At 69.0% G+C, this 11,529-nt stretch carries 9 protein-coding genes; 6 read left to right on the top strand and 3 right to left on the bottom strand.

Annotated elements, in window-relative coordinates; genetic code table 11:
• Positions 1-147 precede the first annotated feature (147 nt).
• Complete coding sequence (gene asnB / locus A7X97_RS18495) at positions 148-2,049, bottom strand: asparagine synthase (glutamine-hydrolyzing) (RefSeq protein WP_111008274.1); 1,902 nt, start codon at positions 2,047-2,049, stop codon at positions 148-150.
• A 349-nt stretch (positions 2,050-2,398) separates the two neighbouring features.
• Here asnB and A7X97_RS18490 point away from each other — a divergent pair, with 349 nt between their 5' ends.
• Both A7X97_RS18490 and A7X97_RS18485 read left to right on the top strand, forming a co-directional pair.
• Positions 2,399-3,088: a winged helix-turn-helix domain-containing protein gene (locus A7X97_RS18490; RefSeq protein WP_069139418.1), complete on the top strand. Its 690-nt coding sequence runs from the start codon at positions 2,399-2,401 to the stop codon at positions 3,086-3,088.
• Entirely contained in the window at positions 3,085-4,431 is a 1,347-nt protein-coding gene (locus tag A7X97_RS18485) for an ATP-binding protein (protein ID WP_111008273.1), read from the top strand. The genes A7X97_RS18490 and A7X97_RS18485 overlap by 4 nt, the downstream gene beginning before the upstream one ends.
• On the opposite strand, the gene A7X97_RS18480 is transcribed toward A7X97_RS18485, so the two are convergent.
• Positions 4,428-5,897, bottom strand: a complete 1,470-nt coding sequence (locus A7X97_RS18480) for a sensor histidine kinase (protein ID WP_111008272.1) — start codon at positions 5,895-5,897, stop codon at positions 4,428-4,430. The two genes, A7X97_RS18485 and A7X97_RS18480, sit on opposite strands and share 4 nt — an antisense overlap.
• Positions 5,894-6,613, bottom strand: a complete 720-nt coding sequence (locus tag A7X97_RS18475; RefSeq protein ID WP_005415146.1) for a response regulator transcription factor — start codon at positions 6,611-6,613, stop codon at positions 5,894-5,896. Before A7X97_RS18475 ends, A7X97_RS18480 begins: the two co-directional genes overlap by 4 nt.
• A gap of 145 nt (positions 6,614-6,758) precedes the next feature.
• On the opposite strand from A7X97_RS18475, the gene msrB reads away from it, so the two are divergent.
• The 4 genes from msrB (at position 6,759) to A7X97_RS18455 (ending at position 11,476) form a co-directional block, all read left to right on the top strand.
• Positions 6,759-7,331 (top strand): peptide-methionine (R)-S-oxide reductase MsrB, encoded by a 573-nt coding sequence (gene msrB, locus A7X97_RS18470; RefSeq protein WP_005415145.1) that lies wholly within the window; start codon positions 6,759-6,761, stop codon positions 7,329-7,331.
• 2 nt (positions 7,332-7,333) lie between these two features.
• Positions 7,334-9,103 (top strand): cytochrome c biogenesis protein DipZ, encoded by a 1,770-nt coding sequence (locus tag A7X97_RS18465; RefSeq protein WP_111008271.1) that lies wholly within the window; start codon positions 7,334-7,336, stop codon positions 9,101-9,103.
• 14 nt (positions 9,104-9,117) lie between these two features.
• On the top strand, positions 9,118-9,855 hold the full coding sequence (gene msrA, locus A7X97_RS18460; protein ID WP_111008275.1) for a peptide-methionine (S)-S-oxide reductase MsrA: 738 nt from the start codon (positions 9,118-9,120) through the stop codon (positions 9,853-9,855).
• Positions 9,856-10,027: 172 nt separating this feature from the next.
• Positions 10,028-11,476: an aminotransferase-like domain-containing protein gene (locus tag A7X97_RS18455; RefSeq protein ID WP_111008270.1), complete on the top strand. Its 1,449-nt coding sequence runs from the start codon at positions 10,028-10,030 to the stop codon at positions 11,474-11,476.
• The last annotated feature ends 53 nt before the right edge of the window (positions 11,477-11,529 follow it).

Raw genomic sequence — 11,529 nt, 5'->3', positions numbered from 1 at the left:
CCGGTGCGGAGGCCTTTGCGTACGAAGTAAAGGAGGAGGTGACGGCCAACGGCCGGCGCCGGAGGACATTCGTACGCAAGGGCCTCCGCCCTGCGCCACGCAGAACGAATCCGCCACACGCCACGCAGAACACACCGCAAAGGAACCTCAGCGCCCGCGACCACCGTGCCAGTGCTGGTGCCACGCCTGGAACATCAGCACGTTCCACAGGTGCGTGTGCCACTTGCGCTCGCCGCGCAGGAACGCTTCCCAGATGCCGCGCACGCGCGCCGCATCGAAACAGCCCTGGTTGCGCAGCAGCTGCGGGTCCAGCAGCGCCTCCGCCCAATCGCGCAATGGACCGGCCAGCCAGCGCGCCATCGGCGGGCCAAAGCCGCGCTTGGGACGGTACACCAGCGGCTCGGGCAGGTAGCGTGCCAACAGGTGCTTCAGAATCAGTTTGTGTTCGCCATCGTGGTACTTCAGGTGCTGCGGCAGGCGCCAGGCCAGTCGCACCACCTCCATGTCCAGCAGCGGCGCACGGGTTTCAACGCCCGCCGCCATGCCCGCGCGGTCAACCTTGGCGAGAATGCCCTCGGCCAGGTCCATGCGGAAATCCAGCAGCTGGATGCGCGCTTCGGCCGGCAGCGCCGTGTCCTGCTGCTGGAAGATCGTCACCGGTTCACGCGCGCCCAGCACCACCTGCGCCGGCTGCCGCCAGCGGGTCACCCGCTGCAGGTAGTGGCCTTCCACATCGTTGGCAGCAACCTCGGCCACCAATGCACGCCAGCCACCCAAGCGACCACGCTCGGCGTTCATGCGGTTGCCGCTGCGCCGCGCCAGGTCGCGTACCCAGTCCGGCAAGCCACCGCACAGGCGCGCATTGCGCAGCGCGCGGCCATAGCTGGGGTGGCCGAAGAACAGTTCATCGCCACCGTCACCGGTCAGCGCCACCGGCTTGCGTGCCCCCAGCAGTTCACTGGCCAGCAGCGTCGGCAGCTGCGACGCGTCGGCGAACGGTTCGCACCAGACCTGCGGCAGGCGCTGCAGCAGATCCAGGCCCTGGCGCGCGTCCATGCGGTGCAGGTGATGCTGCACACCCAGATGGCGCGCGACCTGCGACGCCCAGTCGCTCTCGTCATGTCCCGGATCGTCGAAGCCGACCGTCCATGCTTCGATCGGCAGGTTGGATTGGGCCTGCATCATCGCCGTCACCAGCGAGGAGTCGGTGCCACCGGACAGGAACGCGCCACAGGCCAGCGGCGAGTGCATGCGTGAAGCGATGGCTTTCTGAAGTACCGCCTCAAGCTGATCGGTGGCCTGTTCCAGGCTCGGCGCCGGTTGCACCGGCTCCTGCAGTGCACGCTGCATTGCTTCGCGTGCGCACCAGTAACGCGCGCCCCCCTGCGCGGCCTGGCTGGAGCAACCCGCGGCATGGTCGCTGAGATCGATGCGCAGCATCGCGCCCGCCACCAGCTTGTGGATGCCGCGGTAGATGGTGTGCGGCGCCGGCACATAGTCGTGGCGCAGCAGCAGGCTCAGCGCATCCTGGTCGATGCTCGGGGCGAACCCGGCGAAAGCCTGCAGCGCCTTCAACTCCGAGGCGAACAGGAACCGGCCCTGGCACCAGCCGTAATACAGCGGCCGCTCGCCCACCGGATCACGGGCCAGCCACAGCACGCGCGACTCGCGGTCCCAGACACTGAAACCGAACGCGCCCTCGATACGCGCCAGCGCCCGCTGCACGCCCCATTCGACGATCGCCTGCAGCAGCAGCCGTGCATCGCTGCAGCTGCGTGGCAGATCGCGCAACTGCGCCTGCAGGTCAGCGCGGTTGTACAGGCGGCCGTCCAGGCACAGCACGTAGCGACCGCAGTCCGAGCTCAGCGGCTGCAACGGCGTGTCGGCCGGCGCCCGGCAGTGGCCCAGCGCGAGGCCGGCCTCGGCGTCGGTCCAGTAACCGATGCGGCCACGCCCACGCTGCTGCAGCGCCCGCAGCATTGGCGCCAGCTGCTGCAGCAGCTGCTCGTCCTCGGCGGGCGGCAGCCAGGCCCCGACCACGCCGCTCATCGGGAGCCTCCGCACTGGCGGCGGCGGGACGGGTTCAGCAGGCAGGGGGCGGCGGGCGACATGGGGACGGCACGCGGAGCGGAGAAGACTCCATGCTCGGCCGCAGGCCCCGTCGCGTCAGTCGCTTTGCTGTCAGCGATCGTCACCCGCCGTATCACGAAGGTAACGTTTTGTAACAGCGGCAGGCTATGCTGAACGCCAAGTTGTTGTCGGGACTGAGACCCGGCCCCTGCGCCAGCAACCCCGGCTGAATGGCGCCCGCCCCCGGGACCCGGGCGGCCCGATGGCTGGGATAGCATCGCCGCGCTCGTGCCGTGGCGGTACGTTTGCGCCTACGGAGGCCTTGGAAATGCTGGATATCGTACTGGTCGAAGACGATGCCCGCCTGGGAACGATGGTCAGCGACTACCTGCAACGGCATGGCTACCAGGTGGCCCACGAGCGCAGCGGCGAGCGCGCAGTGGCCCGCATCCTGGCCGAGAAACCAGCCCTGGTGCTGCTCGATGTCGGCCTGCCCGACCAGGATGGTTTCGAAGTGTGTCGGCAGATCCGGCCCCTCTATGACGGCATCATCTGCGTGCTGACCGCCCGCACCGACAACATCGACCAGGTTCTGGGGCTGGAGCTGGGGGCCGACGACTACATCGGCAAACCGATCGAACCGCGGGTGCTGCTGGCGCGGCTGCGCGCCCACCTGCGCCGCCACCGCCGGGTCGAACCGCGTGACGGCAGCCTGCGCTTCGGCGAGCTGAACATCGACCCGTCCACCCGCAACGTGCACCTGCAGGGCAGCCTGCTGGAGTTGACCACGGCCGAGTTCGACCTGCTGTTCCTGCTGGCCAGCAACGCCGGCCAGATCCTGGACCGCGACGCGCTGCTGCGCGGCCTGCGTGGCATCGCCTTCGACGGCCTGGACCGTTCGATCGATGCCCGCATCTCGCGCCTGCGCCGCAAACTGGGCGACAACCCCGAGCAGCCGGAACGGATCAAGACCGTCCGTGGCCGCGGCTACCTGTTCAGCCGCTCGGCATGGGGATGAAGCGCACGCCCTCGGCGATGCGCGGCCACGCCTTCCACTTCCTGCGCTACGGCATCGGCTTCCTGGTTGCCCACCTGTTGCTGATCGTGCTGGGCCTGTGGGCCTGGGATGCCCTGCTGGAGGACCGCACCGAAGCCGGGCTGCAGGCCGAAATGCGTGGCACCCATGCCCTGCTGCAGCACCGCTTCGCCGAAACCCCGCGCGACCAGTGGCCGGTGCTGGCACGCGAACTCGACGCCGATTTCGCCTACGCGCTGCGCATGGTGCCGCTGGCTGAGGCAGTGAAGGCGTTGCCGGCCAGCCAACGTCCGCCGTTCAACAACGGCCGCGTGCAGATCGACCTGGAGCACATGCGCAGCCTGCAGCGCATCGGTGACAGCGACTACGCGGTGATGCTGGGGCCGCTGGATGAAGCGCTGCCGGACGAGGGCTGGCAGGACAGCGAAGTGTCCGGCGTGGCGATCCTGCTGCTGATCCTGATGGTGGCGGTGGCATTGCCGATGTACGTGATGGTCTATCGGTTGTGGCGCGACGTCTCGCAGCTGGCGCAGGCGGCCAGGCAGATGCGCGATGGCCAGTTGGACACGCGTGCGCCGCGTGCGGGCACCGCGCTGGTGCGGCCACTGGCCAATGCCTTCAACCACATGGCCGAGCAGCTGCAGCAGCTGCTGGAAAGCCAGCGTGTGCTGGCGCAGGCGGTGGCGCACGAAGTGCGCACGCCATTGGCGCGGATGCGTTTCGGCCTGGCCGACCTGGAGGACACCGCGCTTGATGATGGGCAGCGCGATGCACTGGGCGGATTGCGCACCGATGTGGATCGGCTGCAGCACCTGACCGATGCAGGCGTCGAGTACGCCGCACTGGGCCGCTGCCATCAGCTGACCCGCCAGCGCCTGCAGCTGGCGGCGCTGGTGCGCGGCGTGGTCGCCCAGTTCGCGCCGCTGCCGATGCCGGTGCAGCAGGCGCTGTCGCCGGTGGGCCTGGTCAACGTCAACCGGCACATGCTGGAGCTGGCACTGCGCAACCTGCTCGGCAATGCACTGCGTTACGCGCGCCGGCAGATCCGTATTGCCAGCACCGTCAATGACGGCTGGCTATGCCTGCAGGTGGAGGACGACGGCCCCGGCATCGCACCCGAACTACGCGGCCAGGTGCTGCAGCCCTATGTCCGGCTGGACCCGGGCAGTCCCGGCTTCGGCCTCGGCCTGGCGCTGGTGCAGGTGGTGGCCGACAAGCATGGCGGCCACGTCGAAGTGACCGATTCGGCGCTGGGCGGTGCCTGCATCCGCCTGCGCCTGCCGCTGGAAAACGGCGGCATCGTCGAATGCGAAGCGGCCTGCTAGGCCGCCGGTTCCGCACGCGGCAAGGCGAACACGAACAGCGCGCCACGCTCGCTGTCGCGCAGTTCGATGCGGCGGCCGTGCAGCTGCACGATGCGCTGCACGATCAACAGCCCCAATCCGCCGTTCTCGCCGCGCCGCGCGCCCAGCGCGGCCGGTGCCTGGAACAGCTGGGTGCGCAACGCCGGCGCGACCCCTGGGCCGTCATCGGCCACGCTGACCTCCACGCTGTCGGGAGTCGCACGCAGGCGCACTTCGATCTGTCCACCGTCGGGTGCATGGCGCAGCGCGTTGTCGAGCAGGTTGGTCAACACCCGTTCGACCAGGCCCAGGTCGGCGCGCACCAGCGGCAGGCCGGGGGGGAACGCTGCGTGCAGCTGCTGGCCGCGCGCCTGTGCCGCCAGTTCGAACTTCTGCAGCACGTCCTGCAGCAGCTCCGGCAGCGCGAACACCTCCCACTCCAACCGCACTTCGCCATGCTCCAGCCGCGCCAGCTCGAACAGCGCGCGCGCCAGCCGGCCGACCTTGGCGCTCTGCGCCAGCGCGATACCGAGATAGCGGCGGCGCTCGTCCGCTGTCAGCGTGGCGTCCTTCAACGCCAGCGTTTCCAGGTAGCCATGCAGCGACGACAGCGGCGTGCGCAGGTCGTGTGAGATGTTGGCGACCAGTTCGCGGCGCTGCAGGTCCTGCTGGCGCAGCTGCTGCCACTGCTCGCCCAGCCGCTGCGCCATCTGCGCGTGCGCGTGTTCGAGGATCACCAGCTCGTCGCGCTCACCAGGGCGCAGCGGCTCCGGCGGTGGCAACGGCGTGGGTGCGTCGATGTCGAAGGCCTGGATGCGTCGGGTCAGCCGCCGCAGCGGACGGGTCACCCAGTAGAACGCCACCAGCCCGGCCAGCAGGCCGAGGCCACCGACCAGCACCACCGACCACAGCGTGGTGTTCCACTGGCTGCCGGCGGCAAGATCGTCGGCCAGCATCTGCCGGTGCTCGCCGACCAGCACCACGTACACGTAGCCCGCCGGCCGGCCCTGCACGATCAGAGGTGCCGCGCTGAACACCTTGCGGCCATTCGCGCTGCGCGGGTCATCGCCGAGGATCGGCAACGGCGCACCGGCCAGCAGGCGGCGCAGCGGCGCCACGTCCACCCGGTTTCGCACCAGGTGCCCACTGGGTGCATCGTGGCCGAGGATGCGGCCCTGGTCATCCAGCAGGTAGACCTCGACGCTTGGGTTGACCGCCATCAACTGTCCGAACAACGCCCGCACCGCCGCATCACGCATGCCGCTGGTATCCATCAGCTCGCTGCGCTGGGCGATGTGCTCGGCCAGGCCCAGCGACAACCGCTGTACCACCTCCTGCTCGTGGCGGGTATTGGCACGCATCTGCAGTGCAAGCAGCGCCATGCAGCACGTCAGCATCAGCGCAGCGGTCACCACTGCCAGCTTCTGCCACAGGTTCGGCTTGATCATGCCGCTGCTCCGGCCGGGTCGACCAGCTTGTAGCCACGGCCCCACACCGTCAGCAGCCGCCGCGGATTGGCCGGATCGGGCTCGATCTTGCTGCGCAGGCGGTTGATATGGGTGTTGACCGTATGCTCGTAGCCATCGTGCTGGTAGCCCCAGACCTGGTTGAGCAGTTCCATGCGCGCGAACACCTGGTCCGGGTGACGGGCAAAGAACAACAGCAGGTCGAACTCGCGCGGGGTCAGCTCCAATGGATTGCCATCCACCGAGGCGGTGCGCGCGACCGGGTCCAGCTGCAGTCCCCCCAGCTCGATCGCGCCGGCATCGATGCGTGCGCTCTGCGCCATCGCCTCGGCGCGGCGCAGCAGCGCGCGCACGCGTGCCACCAGTTCCGGCATCGAGAAGGGTTTTGCCAGGTAATCGTCCGCGCCCAGTTCCAGGCCGACGATGCGCTGGGTTTCGCTGCCGCGCGCACTGATGATGATGATCGGCACATACCGCGCCATCGCGCGTGCGCGCTGGCACACCTGCAGCCCGTCCACGCCGGGCAGCATCACGTCCAGCACCAGCGCGTCCCAGGGACCTTCCTGCTCGAGCAGGCGCAGGCCGGCATCGCCGCTGGCAGCATGGGCGACGTCGTAGCCCTCATCGCCCAGGTGCATGCGCAGCAGGTCGGCGATGTGGGCATCGTCTTCAACAATCAGCACGCGTTTGGTCGACATCGTCAGCTCAAGGCTAGTGGGGAGGCGGGTTGCATTGTGGCGCGGGACGGCCGCCGATACCTCACGAAAAATTGAATCCTGCGTGAGGATTCGTTGACCCGGGCGGGCGCAGCATGGCCCCGTCACCCCCTTCCCGGAGTCCGCCATGTCCTTGTCCCGCCGCCATCTGCTGGGCCTGGGCGGTGTTGCCACCGCCGCCGGCCTGCTCGGCCTGGGGGCCTGCAGCCGCGCCGCCCCCGCCGCCGCCGAAGCGCGCCCGTCGCGACAGTTCGAGGTCATGCACAGCGATGCCGACTGGCGCCAGCGCCTGACCCCGGCGCAGTACGCGGTGCTGCGCCAGCAGGCCACCGAACGGCCGTGGAGCAGCCCGCTCAACAAGGAACACCGCCAGGGCACCTTCGCGTGTGCCGGCTGTGCGCTGCCGCTGTTTTCCTCGTCCACCAAGTTCGAGAGCGGCACCGGCTGGCCCAGCTTCTGGGCGCCGCTGCACAACGCCATCGGCGAAGACCGCGACGTCACCTTCGGGATGCTGCGGGTGGAGGTGCACTGCCGCCGCTGCGGTGGCCACCTCGGCCATGTGTTCAACGATGGCCCACGCCCGACCGGGCTGCGCTACTGCATGAACGGTGCAGCGATGGTGTTCGTTCCCGGCGCCACGGATGGCACTGCCGACGGCTGGCGGGTGCCGGTCGGTTCTTCCCCTGTTTCCGGAGCCTGACGATGCTGCTGTTGCTGCTTGCCTACCTGGGAGGCGCGCTGACCCTGCTCAGCCCCTGCATCCTGCCGGTGCTGCCGTTCGTGTTCGCGCGTGCCGACCGTCCGTTCCTGCGCAGCACGCTGCCATTGCTGCTGGGCATGGCACTCACCTTCACCGTGGTCGCCAGCCTGGCCGCGGTGGGCAGCCAATGGGTGGCACAGGCCAACCAGGTCGGGCGCTGGATCGCCCTGCTGCTGATGGCGCTGTTCGCGGTCGCCCTGCTGTGGCCACGAGTGGCCGACCATCTGCTGGCGCCGTTCCAGCGCGTGGGTGCCCGTCTGAGCGCGCGCGCCGATGCCGCGGATGCCGCTGGGCGCGGCGGCGCGTGGACCTCGCTGCTGATCGGCATCGCCACCGGCCTGCTGTGGGCGCCATGCGCCGGTCCGATCCTCGGCCTGGTGCTGACCGGTGCCGCCCTGCATGGTGCCAGCGTGGGTACCAGTGCCCTGCTGCTGGCGTATGCGCTGGGCGCGATCACCGCGCTGGCACTGGCGGTGTGGGTGGGCGGCCGGGTGTTCCGTGCGCTGCAGGCGCGGCTTGGCCTCGGCGATGTGCTGCGCAAGGTGCTGGGCGTGGCCGCCTTGCTGGCAGTGGTGGCGATCGGCCTGGGCTGGGATACCGGCCTGCTGACCCGCCTTTCCACGGTCAGCACCGCGCGTATCGAGCAGGGCCTGCTGGACGCGGTACCCGGCGCGCAGCCGGCGGCACCACCGATGATGATGATGGCCGGTGCCAACGCCGCTGGCGATGCACCGCTGCCGGTCGAGGGCACCCTGCCCGCGCTGGACGGGGCCACCGGCTGGCTCAACAGCCCACCGCTGGCGGCCCAGCAGCTGCGCGGCAAGGTGGTACTGGTCGACTTCTGGACCTACTCCTGTATCAACTGCCTGCGCGCGATGCCGTTCGTGCACGAATGGGAGCGCCGCTACCGCGACCACGGCCTGGTGGTGATCGGCGTGCACACGCCGGAATTCGCCTTCGAGCGTGACCCGCGCAACGTCATGAAGGCGGTGCAGCAGCTGAAGGTCGAGTACCCGGTGGCGCTGGACAACCAGTACACGATCTGGCGCGCGTTCAACAACCGCTACTGGCCGGCGCAGTACTTCGTCGATGCGCAGGGCAACATCCGCGGCCACCAGTTCGGCGAAGGCAACTACGCGCGTTCGGAACAGATGATCCGTCGCCTGCTGACCGAAGCCGGGCAGGCCAACCTGCCGCCGCCTGCCGATCCTGCTGCCGCCGACCTGAAAGGCGTGGCCGTGCAGGCCGACATGGGCAACCTGCGCTCGCCGGAAACCTATCTGGGCCACGCCCGCGCCGAGCAGTTCGCCTCGCCCGGCGGACAGCGCAGCAACAGCGCGTTCGACTACACGCTGCCGACCACCCTGGCGTTGAACCAGTGGGGACTGTCGGGGCGCTGGACCGTCACCGATGAAGCCGCACAGCTGCAGCAGGCCGGTGGCCGCATTGCCTTCCAGTTCCATGCGCGTGACCTGCACCTGGTGCTGGCGCCCAGCCGCGACGGCACGCCGGTGCGCTTCCGCGTCTGGCTGGATGGCAAGGCGCTGCCCGCTGCCGATGCCGGTAGTGATGTCGGCGCCGATGGCAGTGGCGTGGTCGACGAGCATCGCCTGTACCAGCTGGTACGCCAGCGCGGCACGGTCGGTCCGCATCGCTTCGAGATCGAATTCCTCGATGCGGGCGTGCAGGCCTATGCCTTCACCTTCGGTTGAACCGGGAGCACATGATGAAACTCTCCTTTGAACAGAGCATCGCCGCCGGTGTTGCCGGCCTGGTGGCCATGGCATTGATTGCCGGGGTGCTGCTGGTCGATCACGGCGCGGCTGCGGCGCCGGTCGAAGCCAGCGCGCAGATCCAGGCACTGCCGGCCCCCACCGGCGATGCGGCGTTCCGCGATGACGCCACCCACGCCAGCGTGGTGTTTGCCGGCGGTTGCTTCTGGGGCGTGCAGGGCGTGTTCCAGCACGTCAAGGGCGTGAGCAATGCGGTGTCCGGCTATATCGGTGGCAGTGCAGCCAATGCGCGCTATGAGCGCGTCAGCGGTGGCCAGACCGGCCATGCCGAAGCCGTAAAGATTGACTACGACCCGCGCCAGGTCAGCTATGGACAGCTGATGCAGGTGTTCTTCTCAGTCGCGCACGACCCGACCCAGCTCAACCGCCAGGGTCCGGACCACGGCAGCCAGTACCGTTCGGCGATCTTCACTGACGACGCCCGCCAGCAGGCGGCCAGCCGTGCCTACATCGCCCAGCTCGGCCAGGCCGGCAGCTACCGCGCGCCGATCGTCACCCAGCTGGTCAGCGGCCAGCGCTTCTACCCGGCCGAGAGCTACCACCAGAACTACATGACCAACTACCCGCAGGCCGCCTACATCCGCTACTACGACGCACCGAAGCTGGCGGCCCTGGCCAAGCAGTTTCCGGCGCTGTACCGGCGCGACGCGGTGCTGGTGCCGATGCGCTGACGGCATTTCCCCTGGGGCTGATCGGTGCTCGGCTCTACACACCAAAAAAAGACGCACGGCGGTCCCGCCGTGCGCTTGGAATGCGCCGGCCACGCCCCGATCAGGCCCGGCCGACGACGACATGCTAGGCTCGCCATCATCATGGGTACAGAACCAGATGGCGGCATGTTCGATGGATACAGATGACCAGGCCACGATGATCCCTCCACGCTACCAGCGGCTCTCCGACGAACTGGCCGAGGCCATCCACGGCGGCCGCCTTCCGGTCGGCAGCCGCCTGCCTTCGCTGCGGCAGATGGCGTCGCAGCGCAGGCTCAGCCTCAACACGGTGATCGCGGCATATCGCCAGCTGGAAGATGCCGGGCTGGTGATTCCGCGGCCGAAGGCGGGCTTCGAAGTCGCGCCGCGGCTGTCGGTGCCGGAGCGTTCGCTGCGCGACACCCCGTCCGCGCCCACCGCGCCGCTGCAGCAGGTGCTGATGGCCCGGGTACTGGAAGCGCAGCGCCGCCCGGGTGTGGTCGACCTGGCCTTCGCCGGCCCACGTGGTCGCCAGTTCTATCCCGGCGCGCAGCTGGCCCGGCATACCGCGCAGGTGCTGCGCCACGGCCAGCAGACGGTGGAGACCTATGCGAGACCCAACGGCTCCCCCCGGCTGCTGGCGCAGATCGTGCGCCGCAGTCCGCGCATGGGCCTGCACACCCACGCCGAGCGACTCCTGCTGACCCATGGTGCGATGGAGGCCCTGCAGCTGGCGTTGCGCGCGGTCACCCAGCCCGGTGACGCAGTGGGCATCGAGGCGCCGTCCTACTTCAACCTGTATCCGTTGCTGGCCAACCTCGGCCTGCAGGCAATCGAGTTGCCCACCCACCCGCAGCACGGGCTGGATGTGGATGCACTGGATGCGCTGCTGGAGCACACGCCGCTGGCCGCACTGGTGGTGATGCCGACCGTGCACAACCCGCTCGGCTGCTCCATGCCGACCGCCGCCAAACAACGCCTGGCCGAGCTGGTCAACGCACGGCAGCTGCCCCTGATCGAGGATGCGGTGTACGCCGAGCTGCAGTTCTGCGAGCCGCCGGCACCCTTGCTGAAAGCCTTCGATCGCGATGGCTGGGTGATGGTGGTCGGTGGCTTCTCAAAGACACTGGCGCCGGATTACCGCATCGGCTGGCTGGATGGCGGCCGCTTCGCAGAGCGCATCGCGCTGCTGAAGTTCCAGTCCACCGGTGGTGAGCCGCAGCTGCTCGGCGATGCGGTGGCCGCGTATCTGGAAGCAGGCAGCTACGAGCACCATCTGCATCGCATGCGCCGCCTGTACCGCGAACAGGTGGGACGGCTGCGCCAGCTGGTAGCCGAGCATTTCCCGGCAGGCACCCGCGCCACCGAACCACAGGGCGGATTCCTGCTGTGGCTGGAACTGCCGGGCGTGGACACGCGCGAGCTGTTCGAGCGAGCGTTGCAGGAGGACATCGTGTTCATGCCCGGCCAGGTCTATTCGCGTGGTGCGCGCTATCGCCACTGCCTGCGGCTGTCGTGCTGCCAGAGCCTGGATGCACGCTTCATCGGTGCGGTGGAACGGCTGGGTGCGATCGCGCGGGAGCTGGCGGCTGCAGCACGGTAGTGCCGGCCGCTGGCCGGCAACTGCACGGACGTGATTCATCGTGTTTTGCTTGT

It is taken from the genome of Stenotrophomonas sepilia, assembly GCF_003244875.1.
Lineage (GTDB): Bacteria > Pseudomonadota > Gammaproteobacteria > Xanthomonadales > Xanthomonadaceae > Stenotrophomonas > Stenotrophomonas sepilia.
This window is presented reverse-complemented; position numbering and strand designations above follow the sequence as displayed.

Coding starts and splice junctions, on each gene's coding strand:
- msrB (WP_005415145.1), top strand. CDS start 6,759: ATGTCCTTGTCCCGCCGCCATCTGCTGGGCCTGGGCGGTGTTGCCACC.
- A7X97_RS18465 (WP_111008271.1), top strand. CDS start 7,334: ATGCTGCTGTTGCTGCTTGCCTACCTGGGAGGCGCGCTGACCCTGCTC.
- A7X97_RS18485 (WP_111008273.1), top strand. CDS start 3,085: ATGAAGCGCACGCCCTCGGCGATGCGCGGCCACGCCTTCCACTTCCTG.
- A7X97_RS18490 (WP_069139418.1), top strand. CDS start 2,399: ATGCTGGATATCGTACTGGTCGAAGACGATGCCCGCCTGGGAACGATG.
- A7X97_RS18455 (WP_111008270.1), top strand. CDS start 10,028: ATGGATACAGATGACCAGGCCACGATGATCCCTCCACGCTACCAGCGG.
- asnB (WP_111008274.1), bottom strand. CDS start 2,049: ATGAGCGGCGTGGTCGGGGCCTGGCTGCCGCCCGCCGAGGACGAGCAG.
- A7X97_RS18480 (WP_111008272.1), bottom strand. CDS start 5,897: ATGATCAAGCCGAACCTGTGGCAGAAGCTGGCAGTGGTGACCGCTGCG.
- A7X97_RS18475 (WP_005415146.1), bottom strand. CDS start 6,613: ATGTCGACCAAACGCGTGCTGATTGTTGAAGACGATGCCCACATCGCC.
- msrA (WP_111008275.1), top strand. CDS start 9,118: ATGAAACTCTCCTTTGAACAGAGCATCGCCGCCGGTGTTGCCGGCCTG.